Here is a 20,076-nt window from a genome sequence, read left to right as displayed (position 1 = left end):
CGGGGCTCGCAAGCTCACTCCCCGCGCTCATGCGGTCACCTCGGGTTTGCTCAGCTGCAACCGCACCGAGTCGGCCACGTGCCGGTCCACGGCCAGCACCTCGACAAGTGCCCGGGGCTCCGTCTCGCTGTCCTCGCCGTCCGCCCCCTCGGGTTGCAGGCTGATCTCCAGCCGGTCGCCGACCTCCGGCACCCGGCCCAGCTCCCGCATCACCAAACCGGACAGGGTGTCGTACTCCGGGGCCTCGGGAAGCGCGATGCCGGTGCTGTCGGCGACCTCGTCGATCCGCCAGCGGGCCGGCACCACCCAGGACCCGTCGTCCTGCCGGGCCGGCGCCCGTTCCGGTGGGTCGTCCTCGTCGCGGATCGGGCCGACGAGTTCCTCGGCGATGTCCTCGAGCGTGATGACGCCAGCGAAGCCGCCGTACTCGTCGACCACCACCGCCATCTGCCGGTGCCCGGACCGCAGGCGGTCGAGCACCGTGGGCAGGGGCAACGTCTCCGGTACGAGCAGCGGCGGCCCGGCCACCGCGCTCACCGGGGTGGTGGCCCGCTCCCCCGGGGGTACGCCGAGCACGTCGGCGATGCCGACGATGCCGAGCAGGTCGTCGACGCCCTCCGCACCGCGTACCGGGAAGCGGGAGTGACCGGTGTCCAGCAGCTCGACCACCCGGCTGACCGGCTCGTGCGCCCGTACGGTGTGCACGTCGACCCGGGGCACCATGGCCTCCCCGGCGGTCAGCCCGCGGAAGTCCAGACCTCGGTCGAGCAGCGTGGACATCTCGGCGTCCAGGCTGCCCTCCTCGCGGGACTCGGCGATGATCTGCTCCAGGTCGGCCGGGGTGGCACCACTGGGCAGTTCCTCGATCGGCTCGATGCCGACCCGGCGCAGCAGCCGGACCGACGCCCGGTCGAAGAGCCGGATCAGCGGCCCGGCGATGGCAAGGTAGACGAGGGTGGACCGGCTCAGCGCCCGAGCCAGCTGTTCGGCCCGCGCGATGGCCAGGTTCTTCGGGGCCAGCTCACCGAGCACCATCTGCACGATGGTCGCGATGACCAGGGCCAACGCCACCGACAGCGGCAGACTGACCGCCTCGCTGACGCCGGCCACGCCGAGCAGGTCGGCGAGCCCACCGCCCAGGTACGGCTCGGCGACGTAACCGACGAGCAGGGCGGTGACGGTGATGCCGAGCTGGGCGCCGGAGAGCATGAAGGAGAGCCGGCTGGTGACGGTCAGCGCCCGGGCGGCGGCCGGGTCGCCGTCGTCGGCAAGCTGGCGCAGCTTGCCCCGGTCGACGGCGACGTAGCCGAACTCCTGCGCCACGAAGTAACCGGTGGCGGCAGTGAGAACAACGATCAAGAGGAGACCAACGACGATCAACACGGGTCGCTCAGGGCTCCCGGGGTCGTCGGTACGGGGATATGCCGGGCACGACCCGGCTGGCTACTGCTGCCCTCCTGGGCAGAAGAGTCGATCATGCCGCCATTTTATCCATCCCCGCTGAAGGCCCGCTGAGAGATGGTCGCGATGCCGGCAGGCGGCCCCGGACGGAGTCCGGGGCCGCCTGCCGGGTCGGTGCGGGGTCAGTACAACCAGTTGCACTCGGAGGTGCCGCCGTAGCGACGAGCCGTATCGAAGACGAAGTATCCGCCCCAGTAGAGATTGGCTTCCTTCTCGAACCTGTTCCCCTCGTAGGTGTTCCCAGTCGTCAGTTTCGAGTAGGCCGACTGGATTCCGTAGTCCGCCAGGAAGTTCGCCGCGGTCGGGTATCGCGCGTACGCGTCGGAGTGGATCACCTCGTGCCGTGGGATGTCCGGGCCCCTGATGTCGGCGGAGGTCCGTCCGTAGCCGAACCGGATGTTCGCCCGCTTGTACGCCTCACACCGCAGGCGGGACCGGTACGAACTCTCGCTGCCGCCGTAGAAGAAGTAGTCTCCGACGGTTGCCGGCTGATTTCCTGCCGGGGAGGTGCCGTAGCACACCCGCGAGCCGAAGCCCGGGTCACACCAACTTCCGCCCCCCAACACCCGGGTGGCGACGAGGTTACTGCCGTTGAGGTCGTTTCCGCCGCGGGTCCTCGCGTACTCGGACCGTTGCACGACCGCCTCGGCGATCGGGGAGTCGGCGCTCTCCCCGGACATGTTGAAGGCGACCACCCGGAACTCGTGCAACTCGCCGTCCGAGAATCCGTACTTCAGGGAGGCGGAGGTGCCCGTGGCAGGCAGTGGCAGACGAATCCAGTGCCAGTCCCCGGCAGTCCGGTACTCCATCCAGTAGTACACCCCGGCGGTGCTGCTCCTGGTCCAGCTCAGGCTCACCTGGCTGACCCCGTCGGAGCTGGCGGAGATCGACGACACGCGCGTGGGCACGGGCGGCATGGGTTTGGCCGAGGCGACGTTGCTCGGCGTGCTGTCACCGGACATGTTCGTCGCCCGCACCCGGAAGTTGTACGTGGTGCCGTTGCCCAGGTAGCCGGCCACGAAGGTGCAGCACGACGTGATCGGCACCTTGACCCTGGTCCAGGTCGACGAGGTGCTCGTCTTGTATTCGACCAGGTAGTAGACGTTCGGGGTCGAACTCCTGGTCCACGTCAACGTCACCTTGCCGTTCCCGGCCGCCGCGCTCAGCCCGGACGGCGCCTGCGGGAACGGCGGCATGGGCCGGGCCGACGCGGTGTTGCTCGGAGAACTGTCCCCCGCCTGGTTGGTGGCACGTACCCGGAAGTCGTAGGTCGTGCCGTTGCCGAGGTACCCGGCCACGAAGGTGCAGCACTGGGTGACCGGCAACTTGAGCCGGGTCCAGTTCGCCGCGCCGGAGGCCCGGTACTCCACCAGGTAGTACACCTTCGCGGTGGAGCTGGCCGTCCATCGCAGCGTCACCTTGCCGTCGCCGGCACTGGCGGTCAGGCCGGACGGTGCCTGGGGAAACGGCGGGAGGGGGGTAGCCGCCGCGACGTTGCTGGTCGCCGACTGACCGGCCATGTTGCTGGCCGCCACCCGGAACTCGTAGCGGTGGCCGTTGGTGAGGTAGCCCGCGGTCATCGTGCAGCAGGTCGCCGGCAGTGCGACCTTCTGCCAGGACTGTCCCGCAGTCGTGTCGCGGAGGTAGACGTCGTAGTAGACGCCGCCGGTCGGGCTCGCCGTCCAGTTCAGGACGACCTTCCCGTCTCCCGAGGTGGCGGTCAGGCCGGACGGCGCGGCCGGTACCGGTGGCAAGGGCTTGGCGCTGGCCACCGACGTCGGCGTGGACTCCCCGGCGCCGTTGATGGTGGTGACCTTGAACTCGTAGACATCGCCGTTGGTGAGGTAACCGGCGGTCATGGTGCAGCAGGTGGTGACCGGAGTGCCCACCTTCTGCCACGACTGGCCGGCGCTCGCGTTGCGCAGATAGACCTGGTACCAGGAACCGCCGGTCGGGCTGGCCGTCCAGTTGAGGACCACCTTGCCGTCGCCGGCGGTGGCCGTCAGCCCACTCGGCGCCTGAGGTGCCCCGCCCACGGCGGTGACCCGGACGGTCGCCGAGGCGACACCCTCCCCGCCCTGACTCTCACCGGTCACCTTGAACTCGTAGACATGGCCGTCGGCCAGATAGCCCCGGGTCGCCGAGTTCGTGCTGCTGGGCAGCGAGGACCTGGTGAACGTCGCCTGCCCCGCGGTGACATCGCGCTGGTAGACCCAGTAGAGAAGGCCGGGCGCCGGCGCGTCCCAGTTCAGTTCGATGGTGCCGGACCCGGCCGGCTGACCACGCAGGTTTGTCGGTGCGGCCGGACGGGGCTGGCTACTCGTCGCGGACACCACGTTTCCGGTGGGGCCCTCGCCACCGGAGTTGATCGCGGCGATCTTGAACTCGTACGAGTGGCCGTTGGTGAGGTAACCAGCGGTCATCGTGCAGCAACTGGTGACCGGGGTGGCGAGCTTGGTGAAGGTAGCGTCCCCGGCGGTGACGTCCCGCTGGTAGACCTGGTACCAGAGATCCGGGCCGGGGGCCGTCCAGGCCAGCTTGATGGTGCCGTCGGCCTGGGCCGTGGCGGTCAGTGCGCTGGGAGCGGCGGGCAGCGGGGCCGTCGGCGTCACCGCGACGACGTTGCTCGCCGTGCTCTCCCCGCCCGACCCGCTGGCGGTCACCTTGAACTCGTAGCGATGGCCGTTGGTGAGATAACCGGCTGTCATCGTGCAGCAGGTGGTGACCGGGAACTCGAGCTGGTTGAACACCGTCTCGCCGGCGGTCACGTCCCGCACGTACACCAGGTGCCAGTTGTCGGCGACACCGTCCCAGGTCAACACCGCCTGACCGTTCCCGGCCGTAGCCCGCAGGTTGGTCGGGGCGGCGGGCGCCGCGACGTCCGCGGTCGCGGAGGCGACGGCGGACGTCGGTGACTCACCGGCGGCACCGAGCGCGCTGACCTTGTACTCGTAGGTGTGCCCGTCGACCAGACCGCCCGCGGTCATCGTGCAGCAGGTGTCGACAGGCCACTCCAGCCTGGTGAAGTCCGTCTCGCCGGCCGTGACGTCGCGCTGGTAGACGTAGAACCAGACCTCGGGCTGCGACTGCTGCCAGGTGAGCTTGATGCTGCCGTCCGGCTGCGCGGCCGCGGCCAGGGCGGTGGGGGTGGCCGGAAGGGGTTGCTGCGCGGTTGCCGTGGCCGAGCCGGACTGCGCCGACTCGCCGCCCTTGCCGAGGGCGGTGACCTTGTACTCGTAGGTGTGCCCGTTCGCCAGGCCGCCCGCGGTCATCGTGCAGCAGGTGTCGACAGGCCACTCCAGCCTGGTGAAGTCCGTCTCGCCGGCGGTCACGTCGCGTTGGTAGACGTAGAACCAGTCGGTGCTGTTGGTGTGCGTCCACTGGAGTTTGATCTCACCGGTGGTCTGGGTGGTGGCGGTCAGCCCGGTGGGCGTCGACGGTCTGCTGTAGAACGCCGTCGCGGTCACCTCGACCGACCGTGGCGACTCGCCGCCGCCGTGCACGGCCACCACCTGGAACGCGTACTGGTGGCCGTTCTCCAGACCGTTCATGGTGAGAGTGGTGTCCTGCGGGGAGGAGTCCCACTGCCGGCTGGCCTCGGTCTCGCCGGCGGTGACGTCACGCCGGTAGACCTCGTAGCGCCAGACGTTCGGAACGGTGTTCCAGTTGAGCGTGATGGCACCGCCGTCAGCGGCGGCAGCCACCAGACCGGTCGGCGCCGTGGGCACTCCGATGGTGACCGTCACCGTGGCGGGAGCGGAGAGCGGTCCGGCCCCGGCGGTGTTGCGGGCCGCGACCCGGAACTCGTAGGCGTGGCCGGTCTCGTAGAACACACTCAGCGCGGTGGAGGTCCCGGTGATCCCGGTGGAGACCCGCGCGAAGTGGGTCTGCCCCGCCGTCACGTCCCGCTGGTGGACCTCGTACGTCAGAGCGGTGCCGGCGGGCGCCTGCCAGCGCAGGCTGACGGCGCCGCTACTGTCGGCCTGCGCCGTCAGGGCGGTGGGCGCGGCGGGCACCGCGGCCGGATCGGGCGTGGGCCGGGGCCAGTCGACCTCGACGAACCGGGGCCGGTAGGTGCTCACGTCGGCGTAGACGGCGTCCGCGACGAGACTGTTGACGTTGTACGACACCAACAGCTTCCCGGAGCGTGCCAACTCCGGGTGCACGCGGGAGTCGTACACCATGCTGCCCGCGATGGTGGTCGGTTCCGGGGCGGTGAACAGCGGCACCGGACCGGCGAAGGGCCCGGTGGGCGAGCTGGCGGTGTAGGCCACGAAGTCGGCCGAGAAGATCAGGTTGTTCTCCTGGGTGACCAGAACGTAGTTGCCGCCCACCTTCTGCATGCCGAAACCGGCGCCGACGCCGGACAGCACCCGAGCGGAATCGCCCTGGGCCGTGGACCAGCCGCTGCCGGTCCAGAACTGCCAGGCACCGGAGAGTCCGCCGGCCGGTACCCGGGCGACGTGGGCGAAACGCATCTGACCGACGGATTCGGCCCCGTAGATGTAGGTGAACGCGCCGTCCTCGAGCACCGCTGAACCCCAGGCGATCCGGTTGCCGTAGCCCCGGTCCACGATGCTCCGCACGGTGAGCGCCGGCAGGTCGAAGGTGACCACGGCGCTGTCCAGTTGGGCGAAGTCCAGCGGCCCGGTGCCCGTCGTCTTCATCCGCTGGTAGACCACCCGTAGCACGCCACTCTCGACCGTGCCGTCGCCGACCCAGTACTTGTCGGCGCTGCCATCGGTCGGACGGACGAGCGAGGTGGGTGCGGCGGCCGAACCGCCGTGCAGTGTCTGGACCAGGTCGGATCCGTCCTGCACCACGATGGAGTTGTTCACCATCGGGGTGTTCTTCGGCAGAGTGTGGTCCGCGTTGACGGTGCCGATCAGGCTGTCCGAGAAGAGCCAGGCGTTACGGCCGTCCGGCAGCGGGATCGAGACGGTGCTGTCGCCACTCGTCCACTTGCCGCCGGTGTCGCCGTACGAGTTGAATTCGGTGTTGAGTGCGGCGGCCGTCATGCCGCCCTCGGGCAGGGCGGCGGCGGCAGGCCCGGGGGGCACGCCAACCAGCAGGCCGAGGGTCACCGCACCGACGAGTGCGCCAGCGACACGGGCCCGGGCCCGTGAATGTCTCTTCATTTGTGTCTCCCGTTGTGAGGCGCGCACATCGTCACAGCGGTCGATTCGAGGCAGCAAGAGACATTCAGGCGTGCGATAGATACTTCTATATCTAGAGATAGATCAGGAGTGTGTGCTAAGTCAGCCCGGTGACCACACCCCGGCCGGAGCGGGTCACCGGTCGGCCAGCTCGTCGGCGTCGAGCAGGCTCCGGTCGAGCCGCCCCGACCGGTACGCGGCCCGCCCGATCATCTGCGCCGCGACCGGCGCGGTCGCCAGTTGGAAGACCGCCACCAGCAGGATCATGCCCAGGTCCGCCGGGGAGCGCAGCCGCAACGCGATGCCCAGCAGCAACAGGAGCACCCCGAGCACCTGCGGCTTGGTGGCCGCGTGCATCCGGGACAGCGCGTCCGGGAAGCGCAGGACGCCGATCGCGGCGGCCAGGCCGAGCAGAGCGCCGGCCACCAGGCAGAACGCGCCGAGCCAGTCCGCGATCGTCGCGATCACCGCTGCTCCCGAACCGCGAAGCGGACCAGCGACACCGAGCCCACGAAGCCGAGCAGGGAGAGCACGACAAGCACCGGCAGTGTGGTGGCGTGCCGGTTGACCGCCGCCTCGGCGCCCACCGCGCCGACCATGGTGGCCAGCAGCATGTCCGCGGCGATCACCCGGTCCACCAGAGACGGGCCACGGTAGAGGCGCAGCAGCGCGAGCAGCGCCGTCACCGACAACAACGCGGTGAGGACGACGGCAAGGAACGTGGTCACGGGCGGGTTCCCTTCTCGGACGAGCCAGTCTCGACGAGGCGCAGTTCGGCGGCGGAGCCCACCGCGCGGATGATCCGTCGTTCGACGGTGAGCGTGCGTTCCCGGGCCACGTCCAGGTCCGCTGGCCGGTGGGTGTCCAGCACGTGCAGGTAGAGCGTGGCGGCATCCCGGTCCACTTCGAGGATCAGCGTGCCCGGCACCAGCGAGACCGCCTCGGCGGTGAGCGCCAGGTTCAGGTCGGTGGACACCCGTAACCGGACCCCGACGATCGCCCCGCGCGGCCGGTAGCCGGGCTGCACGGCGATCCGGGCGACGTGCAGGCTCGCGCTGACCAGTTCGGCGGCGAACCGGCCCGCGAACACCAACAGCGCCCCCGGCCGCAGCCGGCCACCGAAGCTGACCGCGGGCAGCGGGAAGAAGACCAGCACGGCCCCGCCGACGAGCAGGCCACCAACGAGGTTGGCCCCGTTGATGTCGCCCCAGAGCAGGCTCCAGACCAGCACCAGCCACCCGAGCGCCACCGCCTGGTCCCGCCAGCGCCCGAGCCGGCCGGGCCTCACCCCGGTAGGCCCGGTCGCGTCGGAAGCCGGCTCCGTCCCGGTGGGCCCGGTCGCGTCGGAAGCCGGCTCCGTCCCGGTGGGCCCGGTCGCGTCGGAAGCCGGCTCCGTCCCGGTGGGCCCGGTCGCGTCGGGAGCCGGCTCCGTTCCGGTGGGCCCGGTCGCGTCGGGGGCCGGCTCCGTTCCGGTGGGCCCGGTCGCGTCGGGGGCCGGCTCCATTCCGGTGGGCCCGGTCGCGTCGGGGGCCGGCTCGTCGGGGCCGGTCACGGTGCGCCGCCAGGCAGCACGGCACGGACGTACGGGGTACGCATCCGCAGGTCGGCGGCTGCGTCGGCGGTGACGTCGAAGAGCGGACCGGCCAGGACTGTCAACGCGAGTCCGAGCGCGACCAGGGCCACGGTGGCGCCCACCATCAGCTTCGGCAACTGGACGACCGGCTCACTGGTGGCCAGCCGGGGCGCGCGCCAGAAGGCGATGTTCCACACCCGGGACGCCACGTACAGGGTGAGCAGGCTCGTCAGCGTGCCGGCCGCGACCAGGACCCCGGGCAGCGGGTCGCCGGTCGCCACCCCGGCCTGGAGCAGGCCGAGCTTGCCGAGGAAACCGGAGAACGGTGGCACTCCGGCGAGGTTCATGGCCGGGATGAAGAAGAGCACGCCGAGCAGCGGGGTCACCCGGGCCAGCCCGCCGATGCGGCGCAGGTCGGTGCTTCCGGCGCGCTCCTCGACCAGCCCGGCGACGAGGAACAGCGTGGTCTGGATGGTGATGTGGTGCACCACGTAGAAGATCGCGCCGGAGAGCCCGGCTGCGGTGCTCAACGCCACCCCGAAGATCATGTAACCGATGTGGCTGACCAGGGTGAACGAGAAGAGTCGCTTCATGTCGGACTGGGCCACCGCACCGAGGATGCCGATCACCATGGTCAGCCCGGCGACGACCATGAGCAGCACGTGGGCACGCCCGCCGGGAAACAGCAACGTCTCGGTGCGGATGATCGCGTAGACGCCCACCTTGGTGAGCAGACCCGCGAAGACGGCCGTGACCGGCGCCGGTGCGGTGGGGTAGCTGTCCGGCAGCCAGGCCGACAGCGGGAAGACCGCCGCCTTGATCGCGAAGCCCAGCAGCAACATCAGCTCCAGTGCCAGCCGGACCCCGTCGGGCAGTTCGTCGAGGCGCTGGGCGAGTTGAGCGAGGTTGAGTGTGCCGGTGGCCGCGTACACCAGACCCACCGACGTCAGGAAGATCATCGAGGAGAGGATGCTGACCACGACGTACGTCGACCCGGTCCGGATCCGGGTCTCGGTGCCACCCAGGGTGATCAGCACGAAGCTGGCGGCCAACAGGATCTCGAAGCCCACGAAGAGGTTGAACAGGTCACCCGCCAGGAACGCGTTCGTGACACCGGCGGTGAGCACCAGATACGTCGGGTGGAAGATCGACACGGGCGTGGTCTCGCTCGTGTCGCTGCGCCCCTGGCCGACCGAGTACAGCAACACGCAGAGGGTCACCGCCGAGGACACCACGAGCATCAGCGCCGCGAGCTGATCGGCCACCAGAACGATGCCGACCGGCGCCGGCCACGCCCCGACCGCCACCACCACCGGCCCGAAGCGGTATGCCTGCACCAGCAGCAGCACCGCCACCGTCAGGGTGCCGCACAGGCACAGCACGCTTATCGCGCGCTGGAGCCGAGGCTTGCCGGCCAGCAGCAGGGTCAACGCCGCACCGAGCAGCGGCACCACCACCGGCAACGGCACCAGTGTGCTCATCACGTGTCGTCCCCGCGTCGAAGCCGCCGACGGGCCGGCTCCGGATCGACCTGCTCCGGGTCACCGTTCGGGCCCTCCCCACCGAGGTCGACCGCGCCCGCCTCCTTCCGGCCGGCCCGGCGGATGATCTGCCGGTCCTCCAGGTCGTCGGGCACCTCGTCGTCGCCGGAGAGGTACCAACTGCGGTACGCCACCGCGAGCAGGAACGCGGTGAACCCGAAGGTGATCACGATGGACGTCAACACCATCGCCTGCGGCAGCGGATCACTCATCCGCCCCACCGGACCCGTGCCGACGATCGGTGCCCCGCCCGACCGCCCGCCCAACAGGATCAACAGGTTCACCCCGTTGCCGAGCAGGATCACCCCGAGCAGGATCCGGGTCAGGCTGCGCTCCAACAACAGGATCACCCCGCAGCCGACAAGTACCGCGACGGCCAGCACCAGCACCAACGTCGGCCCCGCACCGCTCTCCGTCATGACCGTCCTTCCTTGTCGACGGTCAGCCCGCCGGTGCCCGTCCCGGTCGCCTCGATGTGCCGGTCCACCTCGGCACCGAGGCTGCGCAGGATGTCCAGCACCAGCCCGATCACGACCAGGTACACACCGATGTCGAAGAAGAGCGACGTGACCAGATGAACGTCGCCGATCAGTGGCAGGGCCTGGTCGACCTTCGCGCTCTCCAGCACCGACCCACCGATCAGCAGCGCCACCACGCCGCTGCCCACCGCCACCGCCAACCCGGCGCCGAGAATCGCGCCGGCGCCGATCGGGGCGGCCTCGGTCAACTCGTACCGGCCGCCGGCCAGATAACGGACCACCAGGGCGAGACCCGCCACCAGACCACCGGCGAACCCGCCACCCGGCGCGTTGTGCCCGGAGAAGAGCAGGAACAGTGAGAACAGCACCACGGTGTGGAAGATCAGCCGGATGACCACCTCCAGCACGAGCGAACGGCGCTCCTCGTAGAGGGTGGGGCCGCCGCGCAGCCACACCGGCCGGCCACGCCCACTCACCCGCTCGTCCGACTCGACCCGCTGCGGCCGCGGCCCCGTGCGGGACCGTTCGAAGATCAGGCTGGCCACCCCGGTCGCGGCCACCACCAGCACCGCCAGCTCACCCATCGTGTCCCAGGCCCGGATGTCGACGAGGGTCACGTTGACCACGTTGCGGCCGTACCCGTGCACCACCGCGAGATCCGGAAAGGCCGCGGAGATGTCCGGTGCCCGTCGGGCGCCGACGGCGGTGAGGGCCAGCCCGGCGGCCACCACACCCGCCGCCACCCCGATCACCCGGCGGACCCAACGGGTACGGCGCAGCGGGCGCGCCGAGAACCGCTCCGGCAGGCGACGCAGCACCAGCACGAAGACCGCGATCGTCGAGGTCTCCACCAGGAACTGGGTGAGCGCCAGGTCGGGCGCCCCGTGCAGCACGAACAGCATCGCCGTCCCGTAGCCCGTCATGCCCACCAGCAGCATCGCGGTCAACCGGCGACGGGCACCGACCGCGAGCACCGCCGCCACCGTGATCACCAGCACGACCACCGGCTGCGGCAGGCTGTCCCAGAGCGGAAGCCGCGCCCGCCACGGGCTGGCCGAGACCATCGCCGTGCCCGGCACCAGCACCAGGGTGACCAGGATGACGCCCAGATACTGCGGCAGCGAGCCGCGCTGGGTCGCACTCGTCACCTCGATGGCCAGCCGGTCGAACCGACCCACGACCCACTCGTACCCCTGGTTGCCCCCCACCGGCGAACGGAGCCGGGCCAGCACCGGGGCGAGCGGCCCACGCACGGCGAAGAGCAGGCCACCGGCGACGAGCGCCAGCACGGACAGGCCGAGCGCCGGGGTCGGTCCGGCCCAGAGCGCCAGGTGCGCGTCGACCGCGCCGAGCAGATCGGCGTACGGGCTCAGCAGCTCGTCCAGCACGCTCGCGGCCGGGCCGGCGAGCAGACCGACACCGGCGAGCACCGCGGGTGGTACCAGCAGTGACGCGGCGATCGGCCCCGGCGGGACCGGGTCCACGCCGGGCCGGTCAGCGAACGCGCCCCAGAGAAAACGGGCGCTGTAGGCGACGGTGAGCACCGTCCCGGCGACCAGGCCGGTGAGGAGCGCCGGTTGGTCGGTGAACGCCGCGAACACCGCCTCCTTGGCCACGAAGCCGACCATCGGCGGCACCCCGGCCATCGACGCCGCGGCCAGCACCGCGACCACGAACAACGGCCGGGACCAGTGCCGCAGCCCGGACAACTCGCGCAGGTCACGGGTACCGGCACTGTGATCGATGATGCCGACGACCAGGAACAGCGCCGCCTTGAACAGGGCGTGCGCCAACAGCATCGCCGTGCCGGCCAGGGCGGCTTCCGGGGTTCCCGAGCCGGTCACCGCGACCAGCAGGCCGAGCTGGCTGACCGTCCCGTACGCCAGCAGGAGCTTCAGGTCGGTCTGACGCAGCGCGGCCCAACCACCGAGCAACATGGTCGCCACGCCGGCGACCTGGACCACCGGCCGCCACGGGCCGACCGTGGCGAGCACCGGCGCGAGCAGCCCGACCAGGTAGACACCGGCCTTGACCATCGCGGCGGCGTGCAGGTACGCGCTGACCGGTGTGGGCGCCGCCATCGCGACCGGCAGCCACGAGCTGAACGGCAGCACCGCCGACTTGGACAGCGCCCCGGCCAGGATCAGCAGCACGGCACCCACCAGGTACCCGCCGCCGGGCAGCGGCTGCGCGCTGATCTCCGACCAGCGGTAGGTGCCGGCGTGCTCGCCCAACATGATGAAACCGACGAGCATGGCGAGCCCGCCGAGCGTCGTGACAGTCAATGCCTGGGCCGCCGCCCACCGGCTGGACCGTCGTTCGGTGCTGTGCCCGATCAGCAGGTACGAGAAGATCGTGGTCAGCTCCCAGCCGACGTAGAGCAGCAGAAGGTCGTCGGCGAAGACCAGGACGAGCATCGCGCCGGCGAAGGCCACCAGGACCGCGGCGAACTGCGCCAACCCGACGGAGCCGGCGCTGAGATAACGGGCGCTGTAAACCAGCACCAACGCTCCGACGCCGCCGATCAGCAGCGTCATCAGCCAGGACAACGTGGTGAGCCGGAACGCGATGTCGAGGCCCAACTGCCGGATCCACGGGTACGTCTCGACCACCGCCCCACCGTCGGCGACAGTCGGGGTGCGGGCCACCGCCCAGCAGAACGCGGCGGCCGGCGCGAGCGCCAGCGGGTAGCACGCGCGCGGACCCCACAAGCGAACGAGCAGGGGCGCGGCGAGGGCCGCCACGACATGGAGGATGAGCAGTACCAGCACCTGCGCTCCCGATCGACATGGCCGACGCCCGTGGCAGCGGTGGCGCCTAGCAGCGATCAGACGCCAGTTCGTCCTTCGCCGGGCGGTTTTGCCGGAATTAGCCCGTCAAGCCGCACCCCACCCCAACCCCGAGCCCACCGCGCAACCCCCCGCCCCGCCCACGCACCTCGGCCCCGCCCGCGCCTTCCGTCCCACCCGCGCCCTTCCGCCCCACCCACCCGACCCCCACCCGCCCGCGCAACCTCTGCGACCCGCGCACCCAGGCCCAGCCACGCGCGACCCCCGACCACCAACCGCGCGCCCCCCTACGCGCCCGCGCAACCCTGCCCACCCGCGCCGATCTTGCCCGCCCGCTCGACCCCGTGCCCACCCGCGCCGATCTTGCACTTCCTGTTGCCGAGATGCGGGGAATGCACCGAATGCCACGACAGCAAGTGCAAGATCGCGGAGCACCACTGCTCAGCCCCGTCGATCATGGAGTTATGGTGCCCGGATTACCAGCTTTTGGGGCAGAGATCCCCCACCACAACTCCATGATCGATCGGGCGGGGCCGGGACGGGCCGAGCGGGGCGCGGCCGGGCCGCACCGCGCAAGGCAAATCCGGGAAGGCAGGGTGTGGCCGGGCCCGACAGGCAGGGCCAGCAGGGCCGAGATTCGGCTGGGCCAAGGTCGCCCGGGGCCGCGCACGGCGGGGCCGGGGCTTTAGGTCAGTAGGGCGTTGTTGAGGGGTTGCGCGTCGTCGGGGGTGGGGCGGGCGCGACGGAGTTCGACCAGCAGGTCGGGGCGGCCGAGTTGGCGGGCGACCCGGTCGACCACCCGCTCGGCGGCGGTCAGCGACCGCACGGCGAGCAGACGCCCGCGGCTCTCGCGACGCAGTACGAAGTAGTGGACGGCGACGCGGACCTGACCTCGGTCGGCGGCGCTGGCCTGGGCGGTGCAGAGGACCAGCTCGCGCAGGCAGCGGGCGAGACGTTCGGCGAGTTCGAGCTCGGGGCCGTGCAGGCCGGTGCGGAGCGCGGCGAGGTGGCTGTCGACCTTGCGGATCAGCACGTCGGTGCCCGCTTCGACGGTGCGCTGCTCGCCGGCCATCAAATCCCCTCACCCCGGGTCGCGTTGCGAGTGAAGTTACTTTATGTTGCTCCTTAGAAGCAAGCAGTTAAGTGAGACTTAACGTATTAAGCGCACGTTCCACGCTTTTTGCCTTTTGCTCGCCCATTCCGTCGCGAGATCGTTCGTAGTTGTCGGACCGGCGGGGCACGATGGACCGGTGACCGGGGCAGACACAGACGCCGGCGCGGTGCTCGCCGGGTTCGGCCCGGCCACCCGCGCCTGGTTCGACAACGCATTCGCCGCCCCGACCGCCGCGCAGACCGGCGCCTGGCGGTCGGTCGCCGCCGGTCGCAACGCGCTCGTGGTGGCTCCCACCGGCTCGGGCAAGACGCTCGCGGCCTTCCTCTGGTCACTGGACCGGCTCGCCCGCGAGCCGGCGCCCGCCGAGGCCCGCCAGCGGTGCCGGGTGCTCTACGTCAGCCCACTCAAGGCCCTCGCCGTCGACGTGGAGCGCAACCTGCGCGCTCCGCTGGCCGGCATCCGGCAGGCGGCCACCCGGCTGGGCGTCGCACCGCCCGACATCACCGTCGGCATGCGCACCGGCGACACGCCCGCCGACGAGCGACGAGCCTTCGCCCGCACCCCTCCGGACATCCTCATCACCACGCCCGAGTCGTTGTTCCTGCTGCTCACGTCCGCGGCCCGCGACTCGCTGCGCGGCATCCAGACGGTGATCGTCGACGAGGTGCACGCGGTGGCCGGCAGCAAACGCGGCGCCCACCTCGCCCTCTCCCTCGAACGCCTCGACGAGCTGCTGCCCGCCCCGGCGCAGCGCATCGGCCTGTCGGCCACGGTTCGGCCGATCGACGCCTGCGCGCAGTTCCTCGGTGGTGCCCGCCCGGTCGACGTGGTGCAGCCGGCCACGCCGAAGACCATCGAGGTCAGCGTGCAGGTCCCGGTGGAGGACATGACCCGCCTGGACGAGCAGGAGCAGCCACCGGAGGACGACCTCGGCGGCCCCGGGCCACGCCGGGCGTCGATCTGGCCGGCCGTCGAGGAGCGGGTCTTCACCCTCATCGGGCAGCACCGCTCGACGATCGTCTTCACCAACTCCCGGCGCAGCGCCGAGCGGCTCTGCGCCCGGCTCAACGAGCTGGCCGCCGAGGCGGTGGCCGCGTCCGCGTCGGACGAGGACGCGATCGTCGTACCGGAGGGGTTGTCGGCGGGCGACGGCCCGGTGGGTGACGACGGCCCGGCATCCGGCGCGGATCGCTGGGGTGGCCCGGCCGGTCCGGTGCGCAACCGGCCGCCGGCCGAGGTGATGGCCCAGTCCGGCGCGGCCGGCGGCGCGGCTCCGGTGATCGCCCGCGCCCACCACGGCAGCGTCTCCCGCGAGGAGCGCAAGCACATCGAGGAGGCGCTCAAGTCCGGCCAGCTCCCGGCGGTGGTGGCCACCTCCAGCCTGGAGCTGGGCATCGACATGGGCGCGGTCGACCTGGTGGTGCAGATCGAGGCACCACCGAGCGTGGCCGCCGGGCTGCAACGGGTCGGCCGGGCCGGGCACCAGGTGGGTGCCGTCTCCCGTGGGGTGGTGTTCCCCAAGCACCGCGGCGACCTGCTCTCCTGCGCGGTGGTCGCCGAACGGATGACCGCCGGCGCGATCGAGGAACTGCACTACCCGCGCAACCCACTGGACGTGCTGGCCCAGCAGATCGTCGCGATGGTGGCGCTGGAGCCGTGGGCGCTCGGCGACCTGGCCGTGCTGGTCCGCCGGGCCGCGCCCTTCGCCGAGCTGCCCGACTCGGCGCTGCACGCCGTACTGGACATGCTCTCCGGCCGCTACCCGTCCACCGCGTTCGCCGAGCTGCGTCCCCGACTGGTCTGGGACCGGGCCACCGACCAGCTCACCGGCCGCCCCGGCGCGCAGCGGCTCGCGGTGACGAGCGGCGGCACCATCCCCGACCGGGGCCTGTTCGGGGTCTTCCTGGCCGGCGCCGAGCGGGCCGCCCGGGTCGGCGAGCTGGACGAGGAGATGGTCTACGAGTCCCGGGTCGGTGACGTCTTCCTGCTCGGCTCCTCCTCCTGGCGGATCGAGGAGATCACTCCGGACCGGGTGCTGGTCTCGCCCGCGCCGGGGCAGGCCGCGCGCATGCCGTTCTGGAAGGGCGACCAGCTCGGTCGGCCGGTGGAGCTGGGCCGGGCCATCGGCGCCCGGGTGCGTACCCTGCTGCGACAGACCGACGAGGCGGCACTCGCCGCGCTTCGCGACGGCGGGCTGGACGACTGGGCCGCCAGCAACCTGATGGCCTACCTGCGCGAGCAGCGGGAGGCCACCCGCTCGCTGCCCGACGACCGCACCGTCGTGGTGGAGCGGTTCCGCGACGAGTTGGGCGACTGGCGACTGGCTGTGCACAGCGTGCTCGGCGCCCGGGTGAACGGGCCGTGGGCGCTCGCGGTGGGCCGCCGGCTGGCCGAGCGGTACGGGGTGGACGCCCAGGTGATGCCCTCCGACGACGGCATCGTGGTGCGCCTTCCGGACACCGCCGACGAGCCCCCCGGCGCCGACGTGGTGGTCTTCGAACCCGACGAGATCACTCAGCTCGTGGAGGAGTCGGTCGGCACGTCGGCCCTCTTCGCCGCCCGTTTCCGGGAGTGCGCCGCGCGGTCGCTGCTGCTGCCGCGCCGTGACCCGCGCCGCCGCCAACCGCTCTGGCAGCAGCGGCAACGCGCCGCGCAACTGCTCGACGTCGCCCGCGAGTACGCGGACTTCCCGGTCACCCTGGAGGCGGCCCGGGAGTGCCTTCAGGACGTCTTCGACCAGCCGGCGCTGGCCGGGCTGATGCGTGACCTGGCCACCCGCAAGGTGCGGCTGGTCGAGGTGGAGACCAGCGCGCCCTCGCCGTTCGCGCGGTCGTTGCTCTTCGGATACGTCGGCGCGTTCCTCTACGAGGGCGACGCTCCGCTGGCCGAGCGTCGCGCCGCCGCGCTCGCCCTGGACTCCACGCTCCTCGGCGAGCTGCTCGGCCGGGTCGACCTGCGGGAGTTGCTCGACCCGGCGGTGCTCACCGAGACCGACCGGCAACTGCGGTGGCTGACCGAGCAGCGCCGCCCGCGCGACGCCGAGGACGTCGTGGAGCTGCTGCGGGTGCTCGGTGACCTGAGCGACGCCGAGTTGACCGAGCGGGGTGTGCCGGAGGCGTGGCTGACCGAGCTGGAGGCGACCCGCCGGGTGCTGCGGGTCCGGATCGCGGGCGAGCAGCGCTGGGTGGGCGTCGAGGACGCGGCCCGCCTGCGCGACGCCCTCGGCGTGGCGTTGCCGGTGGGGGTGGCCGAGGCGTACCTCGCCCCGGTGGCCGATCCGCTCGGCGACCTGGTGGCCCGCTACGCCCGCACCCACGGGCCGTTCGCCGCAGCCAGCTGCGCGGCCCGCTTCGGGCTCGGCGTGTTCGTCGTCGAGCAGGCGCTGCGGCGGCTCGCCGCGACCGGGCGGGTGGTCTCCGGGGAGTTCACCCCGGATTCGGCCGGCGCCCAGTGGTGTGACGCCGAGGTGCTGCGGATGCTGCGCCGCCGCTCGCTCGCGGCGCTGCGCCGGGAGATCGAGCCGGTGCCGCCCCGGGCGCTCGCCACGTTCCTGCCCCGCTGGCAGCAGGTCGGCTCGTCGGCGCGAGGGGTGGAGGCGCTGGCCGCCACGGTGGAGCAGTTGCAGGGGGCGGCGGTGCCGGCGTCCGCCCTGGAACGGTTGGTGCTGCCGGCACGGGTCGCGGACTACTCCCCCGCCCAGCTCGACGAGCTGTGCGCGAGCGGGGAGGTGCTCTGGGCCGGGTCGGGCGCGATCTCCGGGGGTGACGGTTGGGTCACCCTGGCGTACGCGGACGCCGCGCCACTGCTGCTCCCAGCGCCGGACGAGGCGTTGACCCGTACTCCGCTGCACGACGCGGTGCTCGACGCGCTCGGCGACGGGCAGGCGTTGTTCTTCCGCTCGTTGGCCGACCGGGTCGGCTCGACCGACGACGCCGCGCTGACCGGCGCGATCTGGGATCTGGTCTGGGCGGGGCACCTCACCAACGACACCCTCGCTCCGCTGCGCGCGGTGCTCGGCGCTGGTGGGGCACACCGCTCCCGGCCGTCCGCGCCGCGCACCCGCTACCGGCGGCCCGGTCGGGTGGCGCTGCCGACCCGGGGTGGCCCACCGACGGTCGCCGGCCGCTGGTCCCGCCTTCCGGACCGCGACCTCGACCCGACCCGCCGGGCCGCCGCGCTTGCCGACCTGCTGTTGGAGCGGCACGGGGTGGTCACCCGGGGTGCGGTGATGGCGGAGCAGGTGGCCGGCGGGTTCTCGGCGGTCTACCCGGTGCTCTCCGCCCTAGAGGAGCGCGGCGCGGCCCGCCGGGGCTACTTCGTCGAAGGGCTCGGCGCGGCGCAGTTCGCCGTACCCGGCGCGGTGGACCGGCTGCGCGCGCTGGCCGAGCCGACCGACGGTGCCCGGGGCCGGGGCGGGGCGGCCACCGTGCTCGCCGCGACCGACCCGGCCAACCCGTACGGCGCGGCGTTGCCCTGGCCGGAACGGGTGGTCGACTCCGGCGACGGGGCCGCGCCGGCGACCGGGCACCGGGCCGGCCGCAAGGCGGGCGCCCTGGTGGTGCAGGTCGGCGGTGACCTCGTCCTCTACGTCGAGCGCGGCGGCCGGACGTTGCTCTCCTTCAGCGACGACACCGACACGCTCGCCGCGGCCGGCAAGGCGCTCGCCGACGCCGTCCACTCCGGGGCGTTGGGCGCGATGTCGGTGGAGCGGGCCGACGGCGAGGCGGTGCACTCCTCACCGTTGCGCGACGCGCTGACCACGGCCGGCTTCCGGGCCACCCCGCGCGGCCTACGCCTGCGCGGCTGACCCGCCGATTGGTGCTCGATGCCCAACCAGCCAGCCGAGGCGCCGCCGAGGGCAATCCCGCAGAGAGCCTGATGTCTGTGAGTCATCGTGATGACTCACAGACATCAAGGTCAAAACAACAACATGCTCCGGCCACGCCGGCGGCTCAGCCCAGCTTGTCGAGGGCCTTCTCGTAGCGTGGGCGGTCGGCGGCGGGGGTCTTCGCCTCCAGGTAGTTCAGCACCACCGCACCGCGCCGGTACGACTGGCCGCCCCAGGTCTCCGCGATGTCGCTGGCGCTTGTCTCGTCCGGAAAGACGTAGACGGTGACGGCGTCGGTGGCGATCAGCTCGGAGCAGCCCAGACCGAGGCCGTCCGGCCCGCAGTCGACCGAGCGGTCCAACGGGTGCGGCACCTTCAACCCGGCGGCCCGGAAGGCGTCGACGACCTGCTTGGCGCCGGGGGCACTGGCCGGGCGCTTGGGCAGCACCACGGGAGGGGGGCTGGCCGGCCGCCGCTGCGTCGTGCCCTGCGCGGCCGCGGACGGCGAGGCGGCACCGTCGGCGCTCGGCGAGGCCGGCGGCGGCGTCGGCAGGTCGGTCGGGGCCGCCTCGGACGAGACGGACGGGGTCGCGGTCGGGCTGCCGTCGTCGTCACTGCCACAGCCGGCGCTGAGGGCGACGGCGACGAGCAGGATTCCGACTGCGGGGAGGTTCCGAGTTGTCACCAGGGCAGTCTGCCCAACGTCCCCGGCCGGCGGGAGGGGCCGGTCGGCCATCGCGCTGTCCCGTATCCGCCAGCGGAGCGGTCGCGGTCGACGGCAGGCGGGCCGCGGACCTCCTCGCCGCCGTCCCGGGGGACCTCCTGCGGGTATCGGCCTGATGTTCGACTGTGGAATGCTTCTCCGGTGGGTGAGCATGTGGTTCCTGTGGGCTGTCCCTGCTGTGCATCCCGGACGGGCGGGGGGACCTGCCCCGTCTGTTTCTGGACCGACGACGGCCAGACCGACGCCGACGCCGATGCCGTCCGGGGTGGCCCCAACGGCGACCTGAGCCTTTCGCACGCCCGCCTCAACTACGCCGTCTACGGTGCCAGCCACCCCCGCTACCAGGACATGGTGCGGGCGGCTCGCCCCGACGAGCGCCCCTGACGTCGGCGGGGCGCCCGGCGGCGTGAG

At 72.0% G+C, this 20,076-nt stretch carries 13 protein-coding genes; 2 read left to right on the top strand and 11 right to left on the bottom strand.

Annotated elements, in window-relative coordinates; translation table 11 throughout:
- Positions 1 to 27: 27 nt before the first annotated feature.
- From AB0C15_RS08145 to AB0C15_RS08100, 10 genes are all read right to left on the bottom strand, one after another.
- Positions 28 to 1,383 carry a hemolysin family protein gene (locus AB0C15_RS08145; RefSeq protein ID WP_357349948.1) on the bottom strand — a complete coding sequence of 452 codons (1,356 nt, stop codon included), beginning with the start codon at positions 1,381 to 1,383 and terminating at the stop codon, positions 28 to 30.
- Between the two features lie 200 nt (positions 1,384 to 1,583).
- The gene (locus AB0C15_RS08140) at positions 1,584 to 6,599 is read right to left on the bottom strand and encodes a fibronectin type III domain-containing protein (protein WP_357349946.1); all 5,016 of its coding nucleotides are present in this window, start codon (positions 6,597 to 6,599) and stop codon (positions 1,584 to 1,586) included.
- A 153-nt stretch (positions 6,600 to 6,752) separates the two neighbouring features.
- Positions 6,753 to 7,082: a monovalent cation/H(+) antiporter subunit G gene (mnhG, locus tag AB0C15_RS08135; RefSeq protein WP_357350341.1), complete on the bottom strand. Its 330-nt coding sequence runs from the start codon at positions 7,080 to 7,082 to the stop codon at positions 6,753 to 6,755.
- Positions 7,082 to 7,345 (bottom strand): monovalent cation/H+ antiporter complex subunit F, encoded by a 264-nt coding sequence (locus AB0C15_RS08130; RefSeq protein ID WP_357349944.1) that lies wholly within the window; start codon positions 7,343 to 7,345, stop codon positions 7,082 to 7,084. The genes mnhG and AB0C15_RS08130 overlap by 1 nt, the downstream gene beginning before the upstream one ends.
- A complete protein-coding gene (locus AB0C15_RS08125) occupies positions 7,342 to 7,905 on the bottom strand; it encodes a Na+/H+ antiporter subunit E (RefSeq protein WP_357349942.1) in 564 nt (187 codons plus the stop codon). The genes AB0C15_RS08130 and AB0C15_RS08125 overlap by 4 nt, the downstream gene beginning before the upstream one ends.
- Before the next feature lie 260 nt (positions 7,906 to 8,165).
- Positions 8,166 to 9,671, bottom strand: a complete 1,506-nt coding sequence (locus AB0C15_RS08120) for a Na+/H+ antiporter subunit D (RefSeq protein ID WP_357349940.1) — start codon at positions 9,669 to 9,671, stop codon at positions 8,166 to 8,168.
- Positions 9,671 to 10,150, bottom strand: a complete 480-nt coding sequence (locus tag AB0C15_RS08115) for a Na(+)/H(+) antiporter subunit C (RefSeq protein ID WP_357349938.1) — start codon at positions 10,148 to 10,150, stop codon at positions 9,671 to 9,673. The genes AB0C15_RS08120 and AB0C15_RS08115 overlap by 1 nt, the downstream gene beginning before the upstream one ends.
- Positions 10,147 to 12,981 (bottom strand): Na+/H+ antiporter subunit A, encoded by a 2,835-nt coding sequence (locus AB0C15_RS08110; RefSeq protein ID WP_357349936.1) that lies wholly within the window; start codon positions 12,979 to 12,981, stop codon positions 10,147 to 10,149. Before AB0C15_RS08110 ends, AB0C15_RS08115 begins: the two co-directional genes overlap by 4 nt.
- A 305-nt stretch (positions 12,982 to 13,286) precedes the next feature.
- Positions 13,287 to 13,457, bottom strand: coding sequence for a hypothetical protein (locus tag AB0C15_RS08105; RefSeq protein WP_357349934.1), 171 nt, complete (start codon positions 13,455 to 13,457; stop codon positions 13,287 to 13,289).
- A gap of 227 nt (positions 13,458 to 13,684) precedes the next feature.
- The gene (locus AB0C15_RS08100; RefSeq protein WP_357349932.1) at positions 13,685 to 14,071 is read right to left on the bottom strand and encodes a hypothetical protein; all 387 of its coding nucleotides are present in this window, start codon (positions 14,069 to 14,071) and stop codon (positions 13,685 to 13,687) included.
- Between the two features lie 178 nt (positions 14,072 to 14,249).
- Between AB0C15_RS08100 and AB0C15_RS08095 the strand changes: the two genes are divergently transcribed.
- Entirely contained in the window at positions 14,250 to 18,920 is a 4,671-nt protein-coding gene (locus AB0C15_RS08095; protein WP_357349930.1) for an ATP-dependent helicase, read from the top strand.
- Positions 18,921 to 19,065: 145 nt separating this feature from the next.
- Here AB0C15_RS08095 and AB0C15_RS08090 read toward each other — a convergent pair whose 3' ends face one another.
- A complete protein-coding gene (locus AB0C15_RS08090; RefSeq protein WP_357349928.1) occupies positions 19,066 to 19,626 on the bottom strand; it encodes a hypothetical protein in 561 nt (186 codons plus the stop codon).
- A 180-nt stretch (positions 19,627 to 19,806) separates the two neighbouring features.
- On the opposite strand from AB0C15_RS08090, the gene AB0C15_RS08085 reads away from it, so the two are divergent.
- Positions 19,807 to 20,049: a CPCC family cysteine-rich protein gene (locus AB0C15_RS08085; RefSeq protein WP_357349926.1), complete on the top strand. Its 243-nt coding sequence runs from the start codon at positions 19,807 to 19,809 to the stop codon at positions 20,047 to 20,049.
- Positions 20,050 to 20,076: the final 27 nt, after the last annotated feature.

This window comes from Micromonospora sp. NPDC048835, assembly GCF_040649995.1.
Taxonomy (GTDB): Bacteria; Actinomycetota; Actinomycetes; order Mycobacteriales; family Micromonosporaceae; genus Micromonospora.
This window is presented reverse-complemented; position numbering and strand designations above follow the sequence as displayed.

Bases quoted from the DNA above. Each gene is read 5' to 3' on its own strand.
- AB0C15_RS08105 (WP_357349934.1), bottom strand. From the start codon at position 13,457: ATGATCGACGGGGCTGAGCAGTGGTGCTCCGCGATCTTGCACTTGCTG.
- AB0C15_RS08120 (WP_357349940.1), bottom strand. From the start codon at position 9,671: ATGAGCACACTGGTGCCGTTGCCGGTGGTGGTGCCGCTGCTCGGTGCG.
- AB0C15_RS08140 (WP_357349946.1), bottom strand. From the start codon at position 6,599: ATGAAGAGACATTCACGGGCCCGGGCCCGTGTCGCTGGCGCACTCGTC.
- AB0C15_RS08115 (WP_357349938.1), bottom strand. From the start codon at position 10,150: ATGACGGAGAGCGGTGCGGGGCCGACGTTGGTGCTGGTGCTGGCCGTC.
- AB0C15_RS08100 (WP_357349932.1), bottom strand. From the start codon at position 14,071: ATGGCCGGCGAGCAGCGCACCGTCGAAGCGGGCACCGACGTGCTGATC.